At 36.6% G+C, this 24,093-nt stretch carries 16 protein-coding genes; 6 read left to right on the top strand and 10 right to left on the bottom strand.

Annotated features, from left to right (window positions below; translation table 11 throughout):
• Nucleotides 1–17 precede the first annotated feature (17 nt).
• The 5 genes from vorB to der all read left to right on the top strand — a co-directional run bounded on the left by vorB (nucleotide 18) and on the right by der (nucleotide 5,202).
• Complete coding sequence (gene vorB / locus CLV62_RS08525) at nucleotides 18–1,100, top strand: 3-methyl-2-oxobutanoate dehydrogenase subunit VorB (protein WP_110310360.1); 1,083 nt, start codon at nucleotides 18–20, stop codon at nucleotides 1,098–1,100.
• Between the two features lie 46 nt (nucleotides 1,101–1,146).
• A complete protein-coding gene (locus tag CLV62_RS08530; protein ID WP_050709786.1) occupies nucleotides 1,147–1,905 on the top strand; it encodes a thiamine pyrophosphate-dependent enzyme in 759 nt (252 codons plus the stop codon).
• A gap of 122 nt (nucleotides 1,906–2,027) precedes the next feature.
• On the top strand, nucleotides 2,028–2,585 hold the full coding sequence (locus CLV62_RS08535) for a 2-oxoacid:acceptor oxidoreductase family protein (protein WP_110310361.1): 558 nt from the start codon (nucleotides 2,028–2,030) through the stop codon (nucleotides 2,583–2,585).
• Nucleotides 2,586–2,732: 147 nt separating this feature from the next.
• The gene (locus tag CLV62_RS08540) at nucleotides 2,733–3,764 is read left to right on the top strand and encodes an NAD(P)/FAD-dependent oxidoreductase (protein WP_110310362.1); all 1,032 of its coding nucleotides are present in this window, start codon (nucleotides 2,733–2,735) and stop codon (nucleotides 3,762–3,764) included.
• A 112-nt stretch (nucleotides 3,765–3,876) separates the two neighbouring features.
• Entirely contained in the window at nucleotides 3,877–5,202 is a 1,326-nt protein-coding gene (gene der, locus CLV62_RS08545) for a ribosome biogenesis GTPase Der (protein WP_110310363.1), read from the top strand.
• Nucleotides 5,203–5,307: 105 nt separating this feature from the next.
• Here the strand turns inward: der and CLV62_RS08550 are convergent, their stop codons facing one another.
• The 7 genes from CLV62_RS08550 to rho all read right to left on the bottom strand — a co-directional run bounded on the left by CLV62_RS08550 (nucleotide 5,308) and on the right by rho (nucleotide 15,371).
• Nucleotides 5,308–6,507, bottom strand: coding sequence for a pyridoxal phosphate-dependent aminotransferase (locus tag CLV62_RS08550; RefSeq protein WP_110310364.1), 1,200 nt, complete (start codon nucleotides 6,505–6,507; stop codon nucleotides 5,308–5,310).
• Between the two features lie 74 nt (nucleotides 6,508–6,581).
• Nucleotides 6,582–7,589 carry an acyltransferase family protein gene (locus tag CLV62_RS22360; RefSeq protein ID WP_110310365.1) on the bottom strand — a complete coding sequence of 336 codons (1,008 nt, stop codon included), beginning with the start codon at nucleotides 7,587–7,589 and terminating at the stop codon, nucleotides 6,582–6,584.
• Nucleotides 7,590–7,686: 97 nt separating this feature from the next.
• A complete protein-coding gene (bla, locus tag CLV62_RS08560; RefSeq protein WP_110310366.1) occupies nucleotides 7,687–8,580 on the bottom strand; it encodes a class A beta-lactamase, subclass A2 in 894 nt (297 codons plus the stop codon).
• Nucleotides 8,581–8,762: 182 nt separating this feature from the next.
• Nucleotides 8,763–10,565: a 30S ribosomal protein S1 gene (gene rpsA, locus CLV62_RS08565; RefSeq protein WP_110310367.1), complete on the bottom strand. Its 1,803-nt coding sequence runs from the start codon at nucleotides 10,563–10,565 to the stop codon at nucleotides 8,763–8,765.
• A 473-nt stretch (nucleotides 10,566–11,038) separates the two neighbouring features.
• A complete protein-coding gene (locus CLV62_RS08570; RefSeq protein WP_110310394.1) occupies nucleotides 11,039–12,358 on the bottom strand; it encodes an alpha-L-fucosidase in 1,320 nt (439 codons plus the stop codon).
• Between the two features lie 41 nt (nucleotides 12,359–12,399).
• Entirely contained in the window at nucleotides 12,400–13,320 is a 921-nt protein-coding gene (locus tag CLV62_RS08575; protein ID WP_110310395.1) for a cation diffusion facilitator family transporter, read from the bottom strand.
• A 206-nt stretch (nucleotides 13,321–13,526) separates the two neighbouring features.
• On the bottom strand, nucleotides 13,527–15,371 hold the full coding sequence (rho, locus tag CLV62_RS08580; protein WP_110310368.1) for a transcription termination factor Rho: 1,845 nt from the start codon (nucleotides 15,369–15,371) through the stop codon (nucleotides 13,527–13,529).
• A 275-nt stretch (nucleotides 15,372–15,646) separates the two neighbouring features.
• On the opposite strand from rho, the gene CLV62_RS08585 reads away from it, so the two are divergent.
• Nucleotides 15,647–16,975, top strand: coding sequence for a tetratricopeptide repeat protein (locus CLV62_RS08585; protein ID WP_110310369.1), 1,329 nt, complete (start codon nucleotides 15,647–15,649; stop codon nucleotides 16,973–16,975).
• On the opposite strand, the gene tilS is transcribed toward CLV62_RS08585, so the two are convergent.
• The 3 genes from tilS to CLV62_RS08600 are packed head-to-tail and all read right to left on the bottom strand — an operon-like array spanning nucleotide 16,956 to nucleotide 23,930.
• The gene (gene tilS / locus CLV62_RS08590) at nucleotides 16,956–18,278 is read right to left on the bottom strand and encodes a tRNA lysidine(34) synthetase TilS (RefSeq protein WP_110310370.1); all 1,323 of its coding nucleotides are present in this window, start codon (nucleotides 18,276–18,278) and stop codon (nucleotides 16,956–16,958) included. The genes CLV62_RS08585 and tilS overlap by 20 nt on opposite strands.
• Nucleotides 18,279–18,318: 40 nt before the next feature.
• Entirely contained in the window at nucleotides 18,319–19,509 is a 1,191-nt protein-coding gene (locus tag CLV62_RS08595) for a THUMP-like domain-containing protein (protein WP_110310371.1), read from the bottom strand.
• Nucleotides 19,509–23,930, bottom strand: coding sequence for a translocation/assembly module TamB domain-containing protein (locus CLV62_RS08600; protein ID WP_110310372.1), 4,422 nt, complete (start codon nucleotides 23,928–23,930; stop codon nucleotides 19,509–19,511). Before CLV62_RS08600 ends, CLV62_RS08595 begins: the two co-directional genes overlap by 1 nt.
• Between the last annotated feature and the right edge of the window lie 163 nt (nucleotides 23,931–24,093).

The following is a 24,093-nucleotide window of genomic DNA, read 5'->3' on the forward strand; positions in this document are numbered from 1 at the left end:
TACTCCAATTAAAAGTTATGTCAGAAGAAATATATTTGATGAAGGGCAACGAGGCAATCGCCCATGCTGCAATTCGCATAGGAGTTGATGGCTACTTCGGCTATCCTATTACTCCCCAATCGGAAATTATAGAAACATTGATGGCCGAAGCTCCCTGGACAACAACCGGTATGGTTGTAATGCAGGCTGAGAGCGAAACCGCCTCTATCAATATGGTATATGGAGGTGCAGGCTGCGGTAAAATGGTGATGACATCATCGTCAAGTACAGGTATGAGCCTTATGCAGGAAGGTGTTTCTTTCCTTGCAGGAGGTAATTTGCCTTGCCTGCTTATTAATGTAATGCGTGGTGGTCCCGGTCTGGGAACTATTCAACCATCTCAATCTGATTATTTTCAGACTGTAAAGGGTGGGGGACATGGCGATTATAAAATGATAACTCTTGCTCCGGCATCGGTTCAGGAAATGGCCGATTTTGTAGATCTGGGGTTTGAACTTGCGTTTAAATATTCGACACCTGCTACCATACTTGCAGATGGTGTAATCGGACAAATGATGGAAAAAGTAAAACTTCCAGAATTTAGAAGAAGACGTACAGAGAAAGAAATACGCGAACAATGTCCTTGGGCAACGTTGGGCAAACCTGCCGATCGTAAACCCAATGTTATTACGACCCTTCAGTTGGATTCTGCCGTGATGGAAAAATGTAATTTAGATTTGCAGGCAAAATATAAAGAAATTGAAGCCAATGAAATAAGATATCAGGAGATAGATTGTGAGGATATAGATTATCTTATAGTAGCCTTTGGGTCGGCTGCCCGTATCAGTCAAAAAGCGATTGAACTGGCTAGAGCAGAAGGTATAAAGGTGGGAGTATTAAGACCGATAACACTGTGGCCTTTCCCAACGAAGATTATTAAGGAATATGCTTCGAAGGTAAAAGGGATATTGACTGTAGAAATGAATGCCGGACAAATGGTTGAAGATGTACGTTTATCTGTAAACGGGCAAGTTCCGGTTGAACACTTCGGACGTTTGGGGGGAATTATTCCTACACCTAATGAAGTAGTTGTTGCTTTAAAAGAAAAAATGGGTTGTTAGTTTTAAATCGCAACCCCTTATTAATGTACTTAAGGATATAAATAGAATGAGCACCAGTATAATAGATCCAAAGAATTTGGTATATGCCAAACCCGTATTGATGAACGAAACCCAGATGCATTATTGCCCGGGTTGTTCGCATGGTGTTGTCCATAAATTGGTTGCAGAAGTAATCGATGAAATGGGCTTGAAAGAAATAACTATAGGTATAGCTCCTGTGGGCTGTGCTGTATTTGCATATGATTATTTAGATATCGACTGGCAGGAGGCTGCACATGGTAGGGCTCCGGCTTTGGCTACTGCGGTAAAACGCTTAAATCCTGATAAGATGGTATTTACATATCAAGGCGATGGAGACTTAGCTGCCATTGGTACTGCCGAAACTATTCATGCTGCCAACCGTGGCGAAAATATTGCTATTATTTTTATAAATAATGGTATATATGGTATGACCGGCGGACAAATGGCTCCGACTACTTTGATGAATATGAAAACTTCGACTACGCCCAATGGTCGTGATACCCATGAAAATGGATATCCATTGAAGATTACCGATTTATTGGCTCAATTGCCGGGTGTTTGTCTGGCTACACGACACAGTGTACATACAGCTGGTGCCGTGAAAAAAGCGAAAAGAATGATTGCTAAAGCTTTCCAGAATTCGTTGGACGGCAAAGGTACTTCTATTGTAGAAATAGTTTCTACTTGCAGTGCCGGTTGGAAAATGAGTCCTGCAGGAGCAAATGACTGGATGGTAGAAAATATGTTTCCTGTATATCCTATGGGTGACATAAAAAATATCTGATCTGAGACCTTGAATAAGTAACTGAAAGTATTTAATGACCTGTTTTATAAATATAACTAGCTTTGGCTTTTATACTTACCAAAGCAATAAAAAGGTCTGAGACCTTAAGAAGAAAATAAATAATGGTAAACGAAATTATTATAGCCGGATTCGGTGGACAAGGCGTATTATCGATGGGTAAGATTTTAGCTTACTCAGGTTTAATGGAAGGAAAAGAGGTTTCGTGGTTTCCGTCATATGGTCCCGAACAACGTGGAGGAACAGCAAATGTAACTGTCATATTGAGTGACAATACTATCAGTTCGCCTATTGTTAGTGAATATGATATTGCAATAATATTGAACCAGCCATCACTCGATAAATTCGAATCTCAGGTTAAGCCGGGAGGTATTTTGCTTTATGATCCCGAAGGTATTCCACGTGCGCCCAAAAGAACCGATATCTCGGTCTATAAAATAGAAGCTATGGCTACGGCCTCCGAGCTTAAAAATCAGAAAGCATTCAATATGTTTGTTTTGGGTGGATTGCTTAAAGTGTGTCCTATAGTTACATTAGAGCATGTAATGATGGGCTTAAAAAAATCTCTTCCCGAAAGGCACCACAGCATGCTACCCATGAACGAACAAGCTATTTTGAAGGGAATGGAAATTGTAGAAGAAATGAATAAATCTGCTTCATAATATCAAAATCAATAAAGCGGCTCATTTGAAATAAAAAAATACCCGGGTTGTATGTTGCAAACATATTACTTGGGTATTTAATTTGAAAAATATTGTTAATTTTGTCGATAACAAAAATAGTAATTCTACCTTATCAAAACTGGATATATGGAAATAAAGCATTTTAATACGATTATTATAGGAGGTGGTCCGGCAGGCATTACGTGTGGCTATATATTGACAAAAAATAGCAAGGAATGCCTCATCATTGATAGAGCAGAATTTCCACGTGAAAAATTGTGCGGGGGAGGACTTACGCCTAAAGCCCATAAGATAGTTAAATCTATTTTTGGAGAAATAACGTACGATTATCATGCGGTTAATAATTTTGAGGTATATTCGGATAATAAGTATTTGTGTACTTACCGCTTATATACCGAAACAAGAACAGTAAGCAGAAAAGAATTTGATTATGTATTATACAAAGAATATATTAATATTGGAGGTAAAATACAGCAGGGAAAACCAACCGTAATAGAGGAGAAAGAGGGTAAGGTATACATTACTCTTGCCGATGGGCAGCTTTTTTCGTGCGACTATCTTGTTGGTGCAGACGGAGCCAATAGTTTTGTACGTAACTATTTACACCCTAATCGATCGAAAGGAATTATATGTTTAGAAACAGCTACTGATGATAAATCTATCGAAAACATACAAGTTTTTTTTCCAAAAGAGTTTGTAGGAGGATTTGCCTATATTTTCCCAAATAAAGATGGGTGTGTAGTCGGATGCGGATATGAAAATCTGGATGTAAATGTATTTCGAAAATATTTGAAAGATAATAATATAGTAAGCAATCAGCGAATTAGGGGAGCGTATATTCCGATGTTCGATAAAATAGATTACCCTTTCAAAGATAATATAATACTGATAGGAGATGCCGGAGGCTATGCCGATTCTATATCGGGAGAAGGTCTATATTATGCCTTCAAAACAGGCGAAAATGCGGCTATATCTATAATCAATAACAGTTCTTTTGAGATTCAGAATAGAGACGTGATCAAAAAAATACTCAAGACAACGAAATGCTCAAATCTGTTTTATAACAAATTAGTAAACAGCTTATTCTTATTTCTCTTTAAGAAAGGGTTTCAACATCGTAGAATCGAAAAATTGTTGAATCGCTATCTCGGTTTTTAACTTTACGGAGAAGAAGCTTTTATTCGGGCAAAAAAACATTAAATAGGTCGGGGACTTTAAAACGATAAAAAATAAGTATCTTTGCACCAAATAAGATAGATCTTAATAATTTATGGGAAATTTAGTAGCGATTGTTGGACGTCCAAATGTAGGAAAATCAACACTTTTCAATCGTCTGATACAAACTCGTCAGGCTATTGTTGATGAGACTTCGGGGACAACTCGCGACAGACAATACGGTAAAACAGAGTGGGGAGGACTAGAGTTCTCTGTGGTTGATACCGGTGGATGGGTTGTAAACTCGGATGATATTTTTGAGGAAGAAATCAATAAGCAAGTGAAAATTGCGATACAAGAAGCAGATGTAATTCTGTTTGTAGTAGATGTAATGAATGGTGTTACTGATCTGGATTTGGGCGTGGCTCATATCTTGCGTAGAGCAAAAGGTAAACCTGTTATTTTAGTAACAAATAAGGCTGACAATTTTAATGTTCACCCGCTTTCTGCTGAGTTTTACTCATTAGGATTGGGTGATCCAATAAATATTTCGGCAATAAACGGCGCCGGAACTGGTGATCTGCTTGATTTAGTTATCAGTAAGTTTACGAAGAAAGACGATCAGGTATTCGATACTTATGAGGATACTATACCTCGTATTGCAGTAGTAGGTCGCCCTAATGCCGGAAAATCATCGTTCGTAAATGCTTTGATTGACGAAGAGCGTAATATTGTAACCGATATTGCCGGTACAACACGTGATTCGGTATATACTCGTTTCGATAAGTTCAATATGGACTTTTATCTGGTTGATACAGCAGGTATTCGCAAGAAAGGAAAAGTTACGGAAGACTTGGAGTATTATTCGGTAATCCGTTCTATTAAAGCAATCGAAAATTCGGATGTTTGCGTTTTGATGCTTGATGCTACACAAGGTATCGAAAGTCAGGACTTGAATATATTCTCTATTATTCAAAAGAATAGGAAGGGATTAGTTGTATGTGTGAATAAATGGGATTTAGTAGAAAATAAAGAGCAGATTGTTGTTAAGACATTCGAAAATACAATTCGTGAAAGATTAGCTCCTTTTACTGATTTTCCTATTGTATTTGCTTCCGCATCAACAAAACAGCGTATTCTTAAGGTTTTAGAAATGGCTAAAGAGGTTTATACTCATAAAAAAGTTAGAATACCTACTCATAAGCTGAATGAGGTGATGTTGCCTATCATAGAGCGTACACCGCCTCCCTCAAATAAAGGGAAATATGTTAAGATTAAATACATTACCCAATTACCCAATACGCAGGTTCCTACGTTTGTGTTCTTCTGTAATTTACCTCAGTGGATTAAAGACCCATATAAACGCTTCTTGGAGAATCGTATTCGAGAGCATTGGAATTTGTCAGGTACACAAATCAATATTATTATTAGAGAGAAATAAGGGTTATACTCTCTCTCTTTCTGATATTTAATAGAATATAAAAGGAAAACCGATCTGTAAGATCGGTTTTCCTTTTATATATGATATGCTACTGATGATTTCCTCTTATTTTTCAAGAGTGTTATATGCTTCCAATGCTTTTTCCAGAACTGTTAAGGCATTACCTAAATCTTCTTTATTTAGAACATAAGCCATTCTGACTTCATTTTTACCTAATCCGGGTGTTGTATAAAAGCCCGAAGCAGGAGCCATAAAAATAGTTTGACCTTCGTATTCGAAATCGGATAGGCACCATTCACAGAACTTATCGGCATCATCTACAGGTAGTTTTACCACTGTATAGAAAGCCCCCATAGGTATCGGAGAATAAACTCCGGGAATCATGTTTAATCTGTCAATTAAGAATTTGCGGCGTTCGACATATTCCTCGTACGTATCACGTAAATAATCGGGATCTGCATCCAAAGAAGCTTCTGCAACTATTTGTCCGATAAGTGGTGGACTTAAACGTGCTTGGCAGAATTTCATTACTGCCTTTAGAAGTTCCTTGTTTTTGCTTATAAGGGCACCTATACGTATGCCGCACTCGCTATATCGTTTCGACACAGAGTCGATAAGCACTACATTCTCTTCAATACCTACCAAGTGACAAGCCGAAACATAGGGAGACCCTGTATATATGAATTCGCGATAAACCTCGTCCGAAAACAAATATAAATCATATTTTTGGATAAGTTTCTTTATCTGGTTCATCTCAGCTCTCGAATATAAGTAGCCGGTTGGATTATTAGGATTGCATATCATAATCCCTTTAGTTCGCTCATTGATAAGTTCCTCAAATTTTTCAATTGGAGGTAGAGCGAAACCTTCTTCAATAGTTGAAGATACAGGTCTTATTATGGCGCCTGCAGAGACCGCAAAAGCCATGTAATTGGCATAGGCGGGTTCAGGTACAATAATCTCATCACCGGGATTTAAACAGGCTAGGAAGGCGAAGAGAACGGCTTCTGATCCTCCGGTAGTTATAATAATCTCGTCAGCCGATACATTTATATTGTATTTGGCATAGTAGCCCACTAATTTCTCGCGATAAGAGCGGTAACCATCACTAGGACTATATTCGAGAATGGTTCTGTCAATATTCTTTAGTGCGTCTAAACCTGCTTGAGGTGTAGGTAAATCGGGTTGACCGATATTAAGATGATAAACTTTCAGCCCTCTTGCTTTAGCTGAGTCTGATAAGGGTGCCAACTTCCTGATAGGGGAGCTGGGCATTTGTATTCCACGTTCCGAAATTTTAGGCATATTGTCTTAAAATGATTCGATGAAGATAGTAAATATTTGTTATATTATAATTCATTAGATTTAGAAAATGGTATTTAATTATAGATTTTGATCCTACTATATTTATTGGTCAAAAATGTAATTATGTTTGAGGTAATATATGCTGCTACAATAGTAACAGCTATGGCTAAAATATTTAGAATTAATCCATTCATTTTCGTATGATATGTAAGTAAAAACAAAATCTTTTCATGGTATAGATAAATAGTGAGGCTATATGTTCCCCAGAATGTAAGTATGGAGGAAAAGATATATGTTGGAAGTATATCGAAAACTTTGGTTAGTAATAAACACAAAGGAAGTGTTGTTAGTATTAGTGGATACCAAATAAATCCATATGCCGTATATTTGAAATAATCTCCCACATTATGTAATTGGCAAATAATGAATATTATTCCTACTAATAAAGATAGGTAAAGATAATAGACGGTGAGAGGGGATATTCTCTTCTTATTAATAATTAGATATCCCACGCATAATCCCATCAAAAAAGATGGAATTCTTGCTGTAAATATTTGTAGATAGCTGAAATCTGTGTTAGTTATTAATATCGAAATAATAATTGATATTAAACTTATTATGATTGAAGCTGTTATGATTCTCTTTTGAAAATATTTTAAAAAAACAGGAGTTAGGATATATAAAAAAACGATTGCAGATATAAACCAAGGAGACGTAAGAGTATCCCCCTTTCCTACCCAAAATCCTAGTGTAGTTATACTATAAAATAGATATGAGATCTCGTATTTATATAGATATATAGCAATTGAAGTAAAGATTATTGCTATTAATATGTGAGTTGGAAATATTCGTAATAATCTCTTTTTATAAAAAGAGATAGTCGAGGGGTTTTGTTGCCATGAAAAAAAAAGACCAATTCCGGAAACCATGAAAAAAATTTCAACACCCGCATACCCCAACCATTTAATTTCCGAAATAATAGGTATGTAGAAGACAAGTGACATATGATAAAAAGTAATCCATAATATAGCAAAGCCCATAAGCTGGGTTCTATATTTACTTAACACGGAGAGGTCGTACATCTATATTTTATTTAAAATTTACTTCTAAGCTCATGTCTTTTTATTAGTGCAGCTAATAATTATAATTACACACTTTGAATTATATTGAGTTGTGTCTTTATTTGGCTTTATAATAGTCGTAGGCAGCTTTAGATATTTGAGCTATTATTGTTGCATTTGTCTTATCATCTTCTATTGAATTTACGATAAAGACTGCGATTGAAAATTGTTTACCATTGGGTAGTTCTATAAAACCTAAATCATTATCGGCAGCTTTAAGACCCTGTGCGTTGCGAAATGAAGTCCCTGTTTTGTGCCCTACTACAGTATTTGGAGGAAGCAAAGCTTTTATTTTATCCTGCCCCGTAGATGTATCAATAAGTGATTCCCATAAGAAGTTTTTATATTTCGGTGGGAACCAGTCGTCCTGTTGCCTAAATTTTTCGAGAAGCTCAACCGCAGAATAAGGAGTAGTCCAGTTGGCATATTGTTTACTATGATCATCATGCATTTCCTTTTCTGTTGCAGTAATCGCGATTTGCATAATGCCCAGGCTCTTTATATATTTTTCGACATAATCGGTACCTCCTAAAAAGCTAAATAATATATCGCAGGCATTATTATCACTTTGAGATACGCTATATTGTAGCAATTCTTTAATTGGCATGTAAAAGTTACCTTCGGGTCTTGCATCCCTTAGCGGACTATGGGTGTCAGGTTGTAATGCTGATTTACTTATATATATTTGTTGATCTAAAGGTAAATTTCGTCTGTTCAGATTATCTAATACCGCTAGGGCTTGATGAAATTTGTATACACTCATTGTAGGGTAACGATACTGATTATTTACAGTCAATGTATCTTTACCATTAAAGATGATAGCGACTCCAACAGTTGCATTCTTATTTTCGATAATTGATCCAATATTTTTTCTAAGCTCATAGCCTTGAGCACAGACCGAAAGTGTAGCCCAAAGGAAACATCCCAAAATGAGGAAACGATTCATTTTCATTAAAATTGATTTTAGTGTGAGAATAGCTACTATCGCTAAGAGTTAGGTCTGCAACCTTATTATTTACAAATATAATAAATATACTGGTATTTCTATTTGTTTTCTAGCTTGTGTGTCCAGCATTAAAACAGAAAAGGTGCAACTTTCGTTACACCTTCTCGTATATAGAATTGTATAAATTCTTATTTGCCTTCGCCTGAAAGTTTATCTCTCAAAGCAGCAAGTTCTTCGATATCACCTAAAGTAGTTTTTTCAGCAGCAGTAGATGTCATTTGAGGAGCATCGTCTTTTTTAGCTGATTTTCTAGGAGCTCTTTTTTCAGAAGCTTCTCTATTTTCACCACCACCTTTTTCGTCTTCATAAACTTTGCTATGAGAAACGATGATTCTCTTAGAATCTTTATTGAATTCGATAACTTTGAACTCTAGTTTGTCTTCAACCTGAGCTTGTGTTCCGTCTTCTTTCACTAAGTGTTTTGGAGTTGCAAAACCTTCAACACCGTAAGGAAGAGAGATAACAGCACCTTTGTCAACAAGTTCAACAACTGTACCTTCGTGTACTGATCCTACTGTAAAGATAGTTTCGAATACATCCCAAGGATTTTCTTCCAATTGTTTGTGACCTAGGCTCAAACGACGGTTGTCTTTGTCTATTTCAAGTACTTGAACTTGGATATCAGCACCGATTTGAGTTATTTCGCTTGGGTGTTTGATTTTCTTAGTCCAAGAAAGATCTGAAATGTGGATTAGACCATCAACGCCTTCTTCTATTTCAGCAAATACTCCGAAGTTAGTGAAGTTACGTACTTTAGCAGTATGTTGGCTTCCAACCGGATATTTTTCTTCGATATTTTCCCATGGATCTGGTTTCAATTGTTTGATACCCAGAGACATTTTGCGTTCGTCACGATCAAGAGTAAGAACAACGGCTTCTACTTCGTCACCCACTTTCATAAAGTCTTGAGCGCTGCGTAGGTGTTGTGTCCAGCTCATTTCTGATACGTGGATAAGACCTTCTACTCCTGTAGTGATTTCGATGAATGCACCATAGTCAGCCATAACAACAACTCTACCTTTCACTTTGTCACCAACTTTCAAGTCAGCGCTAAGAGCATCCCATGGATGAGGAGTAAGTTGTTTTAGACCAAGAGCGATACGTTTTTTGTCATCATCGAAGTCAAGGATAACCACGTTGATTTTTTCATCCAATTTAACCACTTCTTCCGGATGTTGTACACGTCCCCAAGAAAGGTCAGTAATGTGGATAAGACCATCTACACCGCCAAGGTCGATAAATACACCATAAGAAGTGATGTTTTTAACAGTACCTTCTAGCACTTGTCCTTTTTCCAGTTTCGAGATGATGTCTTTCTTTTGTTGTTCAAGTTCAGCCTCGATAAGAGCTTTGTGAGATACAACAACGTTTTTGAATTCGTGGTTGATTTTAACCACTTTGAATTCCATAGTTTTATCTACGAATACATCATAGTCACGGATTGGCTTAACATCGATTTGAGATCCCGGAAGGAACGCCTCGATACCAAATACGTCTACAATCATACCGCCCTTAGTACGGCATTTGATGTATCCTTTGATAATTTCGTCTTTTTCAAGAGCTTCGTTAACACGTTCCCAAGAGCGAGAAGCGCGTGCTTTTTTGTGAGAAAGGATAAGCTGTCCTTTTTTGTCTTCTTGGCTTTCGATGTATACTTCTACTTCGTCACCCACTTTTAAATCGGGGTTGTAACGAAATTCGTTCATCGAAACAATACCGTCAGATTTGTAACCAATATTCACAACCACTTCGCGTTTGTTCATAGAGCTTACTTTACCCATAACCACTTCTTTATCATTGATTCTGCTCAACGACTGGTCATAAGTTTTTTCTAAATCTTCTTTGCTTCTTTCTGAGAAAGTTTCACCGATCTCATAAGCATTCCAATCGAAATCTTCAATTGGACTTACATTTTTTAAGTTATCAGACATTTGTTACTGTTCGATCCTTTAGGATCATTTTATTAATAAATTAGACATTATGTTGTTTAAAAAACGGTGCAAAGGTATTGTTTTTCAAAGAATAAATCAAATGTATTGCTTATTATTTTTTGAGAAATGTTGAGCTTAAGTGATTTAAGTCAGATCATATATTTATTTATGCTGATCTGTGATTGAAATAGTTACACAATAGGGTGACAATAGTTACAAAAAGTATTCAATAAAGTGACAAAGGCGACTTCTGAGTGTTACTTTTTCGAAATAGTTAACGATCTATTAATCAGTGTTTAATGATTCAAAAGGTTACAAAAGTAACAAAAGTGACACTTTTTGATTGCTTTATTTTCTCTTGTTTGCTGTTTCTTAATTCGGTCTTAATTCGGGCAGACACATGCCAGTCTCTACTGCATCTGTTGATTGCCCACTGCCTTACTGATAGATAAAACGAATTGAATAACAGAATCTTATTGTACAACAATTTCGATAATTGAATCTATATCGTCAAACTGAACATTTAATAAATCGAAAGTAACATTTCCTGTTTTTTTATCCACCGTCCAATTTAATTTAGAATCTATATTAACCCATCGTGCTGATTTAATTTTTTGAGGGATATTTATTGTAAACTTATTGCCGTCTTGTTCAAATAAGTGGATATAATGTGTTTTTCCTTTTTGGGTAGTTGCTCCCCACGATTGAGGTTTTATGACTCCTCCCTGCGTTCCGTAGATAGTTTGACCAAACTTTTTAGTCCAGATACCTACCTCCTGTAAGCACTTTACCGATTCGGGTTGTATCTCTCCATTAGGCATGGGACCTACATTCAATAATAGGTTGGCTCCATATCCGGCAGCTTTTACTAAGTAATGTATTATTGCGGTGGTCGATTTGAAGTTTGTATCTGTAATACTATATCCCCACGTGTTATTCATTGTCTCGCACGTTTCCATAGGGATATGTTTGGATGCTGTTTGCCCTTCGCTGAATCCTGTTTTGTTTTCTCCCGGTAAATCTTTTTCGAATGCCTGATAGTCTTCCCCCTTTAAAGGCTCTTTGTGATGATTATTCGATATCATACAATTGGGTTGAAGTGTGTGGATCAGGTTGTAAATTTCAGGATAATGCCAATCTACTTTGGATGTTGCATGTGTATGGCTGCCATTGGGGTGCTGATCCCAGTCTCCATCAAACCAGATACCTGCGATATCTCCATAATTTGTCAATAGTTCGGTTAACTGAGCTTTCATGAAGTTGATATACGAATTCCAGTCACCTCTTTCTGTGCGACCACAGCCTTGTCCTGTACCTCCTGTCCAATATTGATAATCGGTTCTTGACCAATCGATAAGTGAATAGTATAATACTAATTTAATTCCTTCTTTATGACATTCGTCAGCTAATTCTTTAACAATATCTCTGCCAAAATGAGGGGTATTCATTATATTCCAGTCCGATTGCTTTGTATTCCAATTGCTGAATCCGTCGTGATGGCGTGAAGTGAATGTTATGTATTTCATTCCTGCATCTTTAGCGATTTTTACCCAAGTTTTAGCATCAAAATCTTGTGGATTAAAGAATTTTTGAAGCTTTTTATATTCTTGTACTTTTATGGGGCGGTTTTGCATTACCCATTCGCCATCTCCTAATACACTATACGGACCAAAATGGACAAATAAACCAAATCGGGCTTCGTCTAGCCATGCATGGTTGGGGTTGGGAGTCTGGCTTTGCATTTTAGTAAAAGATAAAGTCATAATGAATACAAGTAAGATTGCTTTTTTCATAGTATTTTTTTTAAATATTGATTCTTCAATAATTTTTAGCCTTAATATAATGTACAGCAAGGTTCTTCAACTTTTAGTTTACGTCCTTCAATTTGTATCGTTATATGTTTGATGCCTGTATGATCGGCTAAAGCTTCGAGTGCCTGCTCCAATATAAGATCTCTGTCTGAATCGTTTTTTACTCTAAGATGTACAGTTAGTGATGGGAATTCCTGAGTAATCATCCATATATGTAAATCGTGCACGTCTTCTACATCGGGTATTGCAGATAAAATATCAACTACTTCATGCGTGTGGATATTCGAAGGTTTACTTTCCATCAAAATATTAACAGAATCTTTTAAAATATGCCATCCACTGTAAAGAACAATAATTGAGACAATCATACTGGCGATAGGGTCGGCTATATTCCATCCGAAAAGTAGAATTAATAATGCTGCAATAATCGCACCTACTGAACCTAGTAAATCACCCAAGACATGTAGAAATGCACTTCTTACGTTTAGGTTTTCTTTAGTTTCGCCTCTCGATAATATCCATGCGACAACAATATTGATAAGTAGACCGATAATTGCTATAATCATCATGCCCTTTCCAATTACTTGGGGTGGGGAGGAGAGGCGTACTATGGCTTCATATAATATGTAAGCGGATAAAGCGACAAGAGCAATTCCATTAAGTAAGGCGGCTAGTATTTCGAAGCGTTTGTAACCATATGTTTTCTCTATCGTTGCTGCTTTCTGCCCGAATATGATCGCTGCCAGACTAAGCCCTAAGGCTACAGAATCGCTAAGCATATGACCTGCATCCGATAACAGTGCCAAACTATTGGTGAGGATGCCTCCGATGAATTCGACAAACATAAATCCTGCAATAAGCAGGAAACTAAAGGTAAGAGCTCTCTTGTTTGTGGTGTGACTGTGCGAATGAGAATGTCCACCATGAGCATGATTATGTGACATATCTGATATAGATTTAGTAAAGTAAATATTTACTGCTTTCATTATTCAGCCTAGCATGAGTAAAGCCGAACTTTACAGTATTACTAAGACCTATAATTGAATGATATACAAAGAAAGCAAGGATTGTTTTGATATCAAACAATCCTTGCTTTAATTTTTTGAGTTTAAGGTTAAAGACTGATGTCTTTATCTTAACTGTTTATTTCTTAGTCGTTCATTGAAATCAAGAACTCCTCATTGTTGATTGTTTTCTTCAATCTCTTATCAAGGAACTGCATTGCTTCCACCGAATTCATATCCGATAAGAAGTTGCGAAGTACCCACATACGGTTAAGTGTATCGGGATCAAGTAACAGATCGTCACGACGTGTACTTGATGAGATAATGTCAACAGCAGGAAATACGCGTTTGTTAGATAATTTACGATCCAATTGAAGTTCCATGTTACCTGTACCTTTAAATTCTTCGAAGATAACATCATCCATCTTAGAACCGGTTTCAGTAAGAGCCGTAGCAATTATGGTTAGAGAGCCACCGTTTTCGATGTTACGGGCTGCTCCGAAGAAACGTTTCGGTTTATGTAATGCATTTGCGTCAACCCCACCTGTAAGTACTTTACCTGATGCCGGTTGAACTGTATTGTAAGCACGGGCCAAACGGGTGATAGAGTCTAATAAAATGACTACATCATGACCGCATTCAACCATACGTTTTGCCTTGTTCAGTACAATTTCCGCAATTTTTACGTGGCGGTCTGCCGGCTCATCGAAAGTAGATGCAATAACTTCAGCATTTACACTTCTTTCCATGTCGGTAACCTCCTCAGGACGTTCATCTATCAATAATACAATCATGTATACTTCAGGATGGTTGGTCGCTATGGCGTTTGCTATATCTTTAAGTAATGATGTTTTACCTGTTTTAGGCTGAGCAACAATAAGACCACGTTGTCCTTTACCTATTGGAGAGAATAAATCTACAACACGGCATGAGAAATTATCATTTCTGCCGGATGTTAATCTGAACTTTTCATCAGGGAAAAGAGGCTTAAGGTGATCGAATGGAACACGGTCTCTAACTTCGTCGGGACTGCGTCCGTTTATTTTATCCACTTTTACAAGAGGGAAAAATTTCTCACCTTCTTTTGGAGGGCGGATAGGGCCTTCTACAATATCTCCTGTTTTCAGACCGAATAGACGTATCTGGGATTGAGATATATAGATGTCATCGGGAGAAGACATATAGTTGTAATCAGAAGAACGTAAAAATCCGTAACCTTCCTGCATTATTTCTAATACACCTGTCGCAGATAAAATTCCTTCAAATTCGAAAGATTTTTCCTGTGCCTGATTATTGCTTGGTTTCTGATTTTGAATGTTGCTGCTATTTCCACTGTTACTTGCAACCGTTGAAGGTGCCGGAGCGGGCGTAGGGGCAGGAATTGTTACCGGAGCCATTTTAGGCGATTCTACAACAACGGGTGCTACATCCGTATCTACCTCAAGAGGTGATAGGGGAGCCATTGCCGGAACTTCTTCTTTGGATTCGGTACGTGGTTTGCTGGACTTAAATACTAATTGCGTTGGCCTTTGCGGGATTGTTTTAGTATTTGTAGGTTCGTTTGTATTATTACTGGAGGTTTCTGCACTTTTACGGTGAACTACTCTTTCTTTAGGTTTGGCTACTGTAGCTTCTTCTGTAGGAGTATTTACCGGAGGTTGCTGATTGGTCGGAGTTTTCTCTGTTTCCTTTTCTTCTTTAACCTCTTCTATTTTAGCTTCAACAGCGGCAGCTTTTGGGGCAGGAGCGGCTTTATTCGGTTTTGTTTTTGCCGGAGCTTCTGCATTTTTCTTTTCTGATTGTTTGCTTTCAGCTTTGTAGCTCTCCGAATTTTTGTTTTTTGCCTCAAGAATAGCTTGTTCGTCTAAAATTTTGTAGATTAATTCGTCCTTCTTATATGCATCAGGACGTTTTATACCTAGTTCTTTAGCTAAGGTTCTTAATTCAGTTGTGAGCTTTTCGTTTAGCTCAAGAATGTTGTATATACGCATGTATATTCTATGTTGTTTTGTTATTTAATATTCTGATTAGACAGCATGAGAGATAGTTGCTGATTCAATTTGATGTTGATGCAAAATAATAAGGATACAATCGAGTTTTTTTACTATGATTCAAATAAGAAATCTGTAGTTTTTTCTTATCGTTCTACAAAATTATATATATTTTTTAGAAAAACAATTTTTTGTCTGATTAAATATTTTTTTCTCGGTTTATTTTTAGTTTTTATTATTATTGTGTAGATTTACGAAAAAATAGTAATCTAATTATGAGAACACTTAACTTCCTAATCATTTTATTTTTTGGATATTACACTGTATTGAATGCGCAAGATAATTATCCGATTATTGATGAATACATTGCTGGTTATCAATTCGATAAAGCATTAGTTGCTATTGATAATGAAGAACAAACCAAAGAGCTTCAACAGAAGAAGGCTATTTGCTATAAGGGATTAGACAATTATTCGAAGGCGATTGAGGTATTATTCTCTCTGGCACAGGAATATCCCGACGATTTAAAAATAAAATCGGAAATGGCTTTATGCTATCAGGCACTTTCGAATTGGAATGCGAGCTTAAAATGCTATGATGAATTAATAAAGCTCGATTCAATCAACGTATATTATAAGATCAAGAGAGCGGATATGCTATTTCGTCTCGATAATTATAAAGCTGCATTGGCAGACTATAAGACATTATCAGATGGATATAAATTGAATAATATGATTAAGCGTTCTGCTCAATGTTTCGAGAATATGAATCTTCCCGATAGTGCAATGGTTTATTACAGTAAGGCGTTGGAGGCAGATACTATGGATGTTTTTTCAATAGCCAGTTTGATAAATATAAATATTAAATTAAAAAACTTTGGAGCAGCAATAAAACTTTCCGATAGCTTTGTGAAAAAGGATAGTACCAATAAGCAAATCAATTTACTGAATGGCTTAAGTTATTATGGCGCTGATTTTTATGAAGATGCTGTGCCTCGATTCGAAAGGTGTTATTTGAATGGAGACAGTTCTCTGGTTGTCAATCGGAGTTTGGGCATCTCTTATTATTCATTGGGAGAAAACGAAAAAGCTTTGCCCTATTTAATAAAAGCCTATGCACAAGATTCTACTAATGTAAGAGTATTATATTGTCTGGCTGTAATGTCGAATGAGATCAGAGAATATACCAATGCGGTTAATTATTTCGGTATTCTTCTTGATCGTACAATTCCTGCGGATATGTACCTCTATCTTTACTTCAGAGGCTTAGCCAAGGCACATGAGGGATTAGAAGAATATAAGGGAGCAGTTGAAAACTATGCGGAAGCTACAAAATATGGGACTAAAAACCAGAATATGTACCTCTATTTCTCTTTAGCAACCACATATGATTATGAATTACGGCAAGCGGATAAAGCTTTAGAATATTACCTTAAATATCAAGCTTCTTTAGGAGGTTATCTGGAGGAATTGAGAAAACAAGAGGATCAAGACGATGCACATAAGCTTGAAATGCTCAGTGTGGAGTCGAGCATTAAAACTCTTAATTCGCAAATCGGACGCTTGGAAAAAGAACTTGCTAAAGCTACTTCTGATGTAAAGTAATCTTAAGAACTTCTATCGTTTTGCCGGTTATTTTGAATCGGTCATCAATACGTTCACCTACAATCCATGCAATATCATCGGCAGAACATAGAAGCCATGTATTGTTTTTGTCTACTAAACTGAATTTACGATCGGTAAAATAATCGCTTACTTTTTTGTGACCTTTCATCCCAAAGGGAATAAATTTATCGCCGTGTTTCCATCTGCGGATAATAAGAGGATATATCAACCGACCTTTATCTAAGTAGATAATATTGGGGTCTTGTTCTATTTTAAACGATGAAGTTTTGCGGAACGATTCAAGTGTCATCTCGAAGGGCTCAACAATCTCTGTTTCGTGTTCAAAAAGAGTATAAATACTATCGGGTTGATTGTTAATGGGTTCAAGTAGAAATGCTTCCCTGTCTTTTATGAGTTGATAATCGGTAGCATAAAAGATTTTACCGGATTGACCGTTTATTGAGTCAAAAATATTGTCGACAGTAGAGGTGTTGAATCCATAGGAAAACAGAATTTCGAAAAGAATGGTCTTCGGTTCTTTCTGCTTCAATAAGGCATTTATATCAATCTTATTGTCTGAAAATACTTTGCGTTTTGCCTTCTCAACATACGCATTATATATACTTTCGGTACGAGATAAGTTTTCAGATGTTCTTTGTATAGCCTGTACAACAGACGGGTTGATCGACTTAAGAAGAGGTATTACATTCAAACGTATTTTGTTCCGTGTATAAATATCTTCTTTATTGGTACTGTCCTCTACAAAGCCAATATGTCCGGCTTTCAGGTATTCGAGAATATCATCTCTGAAAATGCAGAGTAGGGGGCGGATCACTTTTCCGTTGATAGGAGCTATACCACTCAGTCCTCGTATTCCTGTACCTCTAATGAGGTTAATCAAAACGGTTTCTACCGAATCGTCCTGATGGTGCGCTACGGCAATTTTTTCGGCTTTGTATTCTTTTCTGATTTTTTCGAACCACGCATAACGCAGTTCGCGAGCGGCCATCTCTAAGGAAATAGATTCCTCTTCAATATATTTCTTTGTATCGAAATTTGCCGATACATATTTGAATTTATATTTGGATGCAATCTTTTCTACAAAATATTCGTCCCGGTACGATTCCTGCCCTCGCAGATGAAAATTGCAGTGTGCTACAATACAATCATATCCCAGATGATGAAGTATATCCAATAGAGCCATCGAATCGGCACCACCGCTAACTCCGATAATAACTGTAGCCTTATCGGTAAGTAGCGCATTATCCTGAATATATTTCTTTACTTTGGAGATAGTTTGCATGGACAGCATTGTATTTTTTATGATAAAAAAGTCTGTGACTTTAGTCGGGAACCTTTTGACACAAAATTAATACTTTTTTTTCATTAGCCAGAGTCGTAGCAAATATATAATCGGTTCCTCCCTCTTTGAGCTTGGTTTGCCTCCTTATATCGGCTACCGAAAAAGGGTAGTTTCTTGTTGCAATATTAGCTTGTCTTATATCTTTGAAATGTACTTTGATTTCTTTCTTATTGGGTGAAATTAGTTCTTTAATTTCAAATTTACGACCGGGAAAGTCACTCTCTAAGTTATCGGAAGTATACAGATGACTGTTAGGATGCAGCTTTTTAAGATTATATTTTAAAGCTACACTTCTATATGCTCCTGCCTTTAGTATAGAACTGTTCGGTTCGTATAAGTATTTTCCGGTAATATCTGTATGGGAAATGCAGGATGAACTTTCCACGGCTTTGGTGAAAGTAAAAGACTCATTATCTCTATGAGTTAAAAGATTAACACAGATTAGTTGAGTTTCTTTCTGTGAACTCTCTTTGATGAATAGAAGTTCCTTGCACTCATTGTTTACACTTATTATATGTACCTCGGTTACATTGCTGAGAGAACCAAGAGCAAGAGTAATATCGAGCATGGGTGATAACTTTATAACTATCCGCTTGGCTTTGCTGTTTAAAAGCTCGTCTATTTCGATCAGATTGGGAGTACAGTCTTCTATGAGAACCGTCTTTTTACCGGTGTCGTTTCTCCTTGCCGGGTCTATAAATATAGTATCAGCAATCTGATCAAATGAGTTGAGAAAAGAAACTGCGTCCTCTTTTCTGATTTCAGCATAATCTAACTTCAGTGTGTTAAAATTACGTTTTGACAGCTCTACCAATTCACTTTGAGTTTCTACGTAACAGGCTTGCTTACGATCTTTTGCCATGAATGAAAAATCGACACCCAATCCGCCTGTAAGATCTACAAGCGTATCACCTTTACATAAAGAGGCTTTGTAAAGGGCTGTGATTTCAGACGAACACTGCTCCATCGATAGATGTCGGGGATAAATAATATCTTCGTGCCGATACCAATAGGGAATTTTATATTTAGCAATTTGTCTTCCTGCAATTTGTTGAATAGCCATAGGCATATCAATCTCAGGATACGATTTCGCTTTTAAAGCAAGCTGCCGTATGTCATCCGATTCGTGTTGTGCTATAAATTGCTTTGTTTGCTGATCGATATGAATCATTACTTCATTTTGACAATTTGGTTGATATGCTTAACCGTGTCCTGTCGCTTCGTGGAGTCGGTCTGTAAAGGACTATTTTTCTTCTTAGGTCGTGTAAATAGTTCTCTCAGATAATCGAAGTCTTTTTTATATAAAATACCTACACCTTGTGTTTGTACTCCATTGCCACTACCCCCGCTTCCGACGTAATAATACTTTTCGTTATAATGGTTGTAAGCTTTAAGACGCCAGGTACCGATACGGTTAAGTAAAACTTCGATATCCACATCACCGATGAAAGCATCCTGTGTCATGGGATTATCACGATATCCGAAGTTACCATTAAATAGAACCCTGTCATTAAGCAACCTGCTTGAAAGGATAAGTTCTACTTCGGTACTGGAGAATCCTGTATCACTTGTGCGGATATTTGTACCCACCTGCCAACGGTCATCCAATTGACTGAGTATATTACTCAGTTGAGTGGATAGGGTTGCTGATGCAACTGCCGCAAAATCAGAAGTTTTCTGATCGGTGAGTGCATAATTGGGTGTATAGAATTTAGATAGCAATAACAAGTAAACAATCTGTCTGTTTATCATGTCTTCCGTGCTGATCAAACTCTTTATTTGTCGTTGTACCTCGGGATCGGCAGAAGGTAAAGCAATATCCAGATTTACTTTCGGTTGGCGTAATGCCCCTGTGATATTCAATATACAATTTACAGGTACACTGGCTTGTCCTGTGTTCTTTGCTATATTCTGGTCGAGATCGTTCAGATTGGCTATCACCCGGTATATGGCTGTAATATCAATATTAGCTTCGAACGGATCGCCTCTGAACTGGACGAAACTACCATCTTGTATTGTAAATTTACGCTCAAATATTTTTTGGAATGTAAAATTATAGGACCCTTTATTAATCATGTAAGTTCCATAAAGCATCGGTTCTTTATTGGTTCCCCATGTAAATTGTAAGGCTCCTGTGCCCGATCCTCTAAGTTTATCACCTCCCACAGGATCCATCAATAATTCAACAGTAGCGTCAGGGGTAGCATCGATATAAAAGTTCATATTGATTTCAATTCCCGAGTCGGTTTTTAATCTGTTGAATTTGACCTTTTCATTTGAATTTTTTATAGAATCGGTTGCCTCTTCTTTGGTTTTATATCTGATAAAAGAATATTCGGAGGCTGTCTCTTCCATGAAATTCATGAAAATATTAGTGTTGCTGTTGGTCTGCATATTTACATTGATATCTACAGCTCTTTCGTCTCCTTTAATAACCCCCGAACCCGATCCGAAAACCGTTCCGTAGAACATAGGATTAAGTTTCTGAGTGGCATTGTAAAGCATGAAATTATCTCCGACAAGGTCTACATAATATAAGAAGTTCGAGAAATAATCGTGTACCACTTTACCGCTAAGCATGGCGGTATTTCCTTTTTCATCATGAAATGCGATGTTATTAAAGTAAATAAGATCTTTTTTCATGAAGATAGTATCGGTAAATGTATAATTGGTGTTTAAGAAGTTGATTCCCAATCCTCCGTTTTCTACAAATGCTTCACCTTCGACCGTAACATTAGAAAAATTACCGAACAGATGTACATTGCCGCTACCTTTACCCTTAATTCCATTAAATAAGCTTGCAACGTATTTATTAAGGAAAGCAACATCTATCTCTTTGGCATCAAAGTTAATGGATAGCTCTTGTGTAATCGGGTTGATAAAGCCATCTATATTGGTTAATTTATCTTCGGGATTTGTAATCGTTCCTTTCAGATTAACCTTTTTGGTTTCCGCATCGAGATCACTGAATAGGCTTAAATCACCAAGTGTTGTGCTGTTGAAAGCAAAGTCATGCACTTTTAAATTAATATTGGCATAAGGCTGACCGTCTATAGAAGAGAGCATCAAATCTCCACTGGCAGCACCTCCGAATTGCAAAGCACTTATCGCTAATGTATTAAATATATAATCGAGATCGATATTTCTTAAATTAACATGGAGTTTTTCATCAGGATCTTTAGCCGAAAAAGTACCGTCTATACTCAATTGCTGGTCTTTATTTTCGCTGGTTACCACGAAATCGTCGATGCTGACTTTATTTGGAACAATGCGAATATTTGATTTTTTTATTTTCCAAAGTGTACTGTTCAATATTAATTCTCCTGCTTCAAATTTGATATCCGTTTGTAAGGTCTTTTTATTAGGTTTCGAAAATACAACTGAATTGGCAAACTCACCTTTTAGTCTGCCTTCCTCTTTGTTTAAGAATAGAGTATGTATATCAACTATATCGTTCTGAACACGAATATCTGTTGATAAGTTGTTCATAGTTCCATTCTTGGTGACGAACGTACCCGATATGGTCGATTTTATTTCTTCACTATTGTTCTCAACTAATAAATAACCCGATTGAATTTTTGTTCCTGCCGCTTTTATAGATGGCAGATAAGTTTCGATTTTAAAGCGTTCAGTCTTATTATTATAAAATCCGATTATTTTAGTTGCACTGTATATCGTTACAGGTAGCTGAAATATATCGCTGGCTTTTTCTGTATTATTGATTGTGAAATCGAATGAGAGATCGTTTTCTTTTATTTTTGTACCCTTCTTGTCATTGAAATCGATTAATGCAGGAAGATAAGCGTTCAACGACCTTTTTACACTTTCGGCTATTGTCGTAAAGGAATATGCCCCTGTTACTTCACCATTGATAATGTCCGATTTTATACTCAATTTCCGGCTATCATCTAATCCTGATGCTTCAATAATTAAACTGTCCAGCGTAAAGCTTTTATCGGGCTGTCTGAAACTAACCGAATCGGTTTTTATGTAGCCTTGTATATCGTCAATGTTCTTTCCCGAAAAATTGGCGTCAACAGAAACACTCAAGTATGATTCTTTATATTTATTGCTTAGGTTTAATTTGTCGAGACGAACGTTCTTTAGACGAGCATCAAAGTTTAGTTTAGGCTCTTTATCCGATAAATCAAATAAACCGTGAAGATCTAAAATTGCATTTTCATCATTAAAAGATAATCCCCCGTTAAGACGTAATCCATCATAAGTACCATTCAATTTAATATCATGGTAAGTATATTTTTTGAATGTAAACTTCTCTACAAGTCCGTCTACCGAACCTCTTAGTTTGCCATAGGTCGGTTGATTGATATTAATATCCAGATTTAAAGATATATTCTCAAGCTCTTTGTTATTCAGTAAATTACCTAACTGAAATTCCTGAGTGCGGATATTTCCTTTAAAGAATGACTTTATATTCGCGTTGGGGTTAAATCCAAAATCGAGTTTTGCTGTAATCGTACCTAGTTCTGTATCCAGATAGCCGTCTGCTTGTAGTTGCTTCAGATATCCCGATATATTACCGTGAAACGACACTGTATTTATATTATCGAATATGGGAGGTAGTTCTTTCTGGGTGCCCGATAAGTTATTAAGAAGTCCTCGAACCCCATCTTTCGTAACAGTCAGATTACTGACGCTACCTTCTAAATACATTTTTTCTTTGTCTCTTACATTGTTAACGTTTCCTTTTGCGGTAATGTGCATTTTCTCACCGTAGTCCAGAGCTAAATTCGAAACTCGTATACTATCGAGGCTTCCGTTGATCTCGGTTCTGAATAATATCCGTTCTTCAAAATACTTAAATGCAGGTACGAAAGCTGCAATATCTTTTAAAGCAATATAGGAAGATGATGTTTTGACTGCAAAAATAGCCTTGTCGATCAGTTGTTTGGTTGAATCTGTTGAAGAGTAATCTATCTCACATTTTTCGAATTCAAGTAACGATTTGGGTAATTCAAGTTTAAACCCTCTGACAAATAGGTGATTGTCTTGAGTGATAAGCCTTACTATGAGGTTGTTTATTTTGAATCCGCTTTTCTCTTGCAGTGTCAGTTTCTTGATCTGAATATTCAAAGAATCGGTTTCCAGTGACCGCAAAGAGAGGATAGCATTCAGATCGGTGACGTTGATGTGATTAGGATCGAATTTCTCTTTTAAAAGTGGGCGATCATTAATATCGAATCGGAAACGACCGTCACTGATATTCAAAGAATGTATTTTGACTTCAAATTTGGCTCCTTTTTTATCATCCTTCGGTTTGAAGGCATCAATTATAAACTGGATGTTCAGAGGGGAGCTTGTACTGTCTTTTGCCAGATTAACCTCAAAATCCGCAAGTTTAGATACAGTAATTATCAATTGATTATTGAGCAGAGGCAGTATTTCCAGGTCAGCATATACTTTCTTGGCGATCAGGATTGTACTGTCTTTCTGGTCGTTCAGATATACATCGTTCAATTGTATAACATTGAATGGTTTGATGTATAGAGATCCAATATTTAAATCGGTTTGCAACTTGTTCCGGAGTTCGAGAACAATTCGGTCTTTGATATAATTCTGTACATACGACATATTCAATAGGCCGTATAAAAGCAATATTAATCCTAAGATTATTCCTAATATGCTGAGAAATATATATTTAAATCGTTTTATAGAGTATCTTTCTTTAGATACACAAAATTATAAAAAGCAAGTCGTATTTCGCTCAATTTTTGTGATTATTAATAATAAAATC

Source organism: Indolivaga alginatilytica, from assembly GCF_003201355.1.
GTDB classification, from domain to species: Bacteria; Bacteroidota; Bacteroidia; order Bacteroidales; family Dysgonomonadaceae; genus Dysgonomonas_A; species Dysgonomonas_A alginatilytica.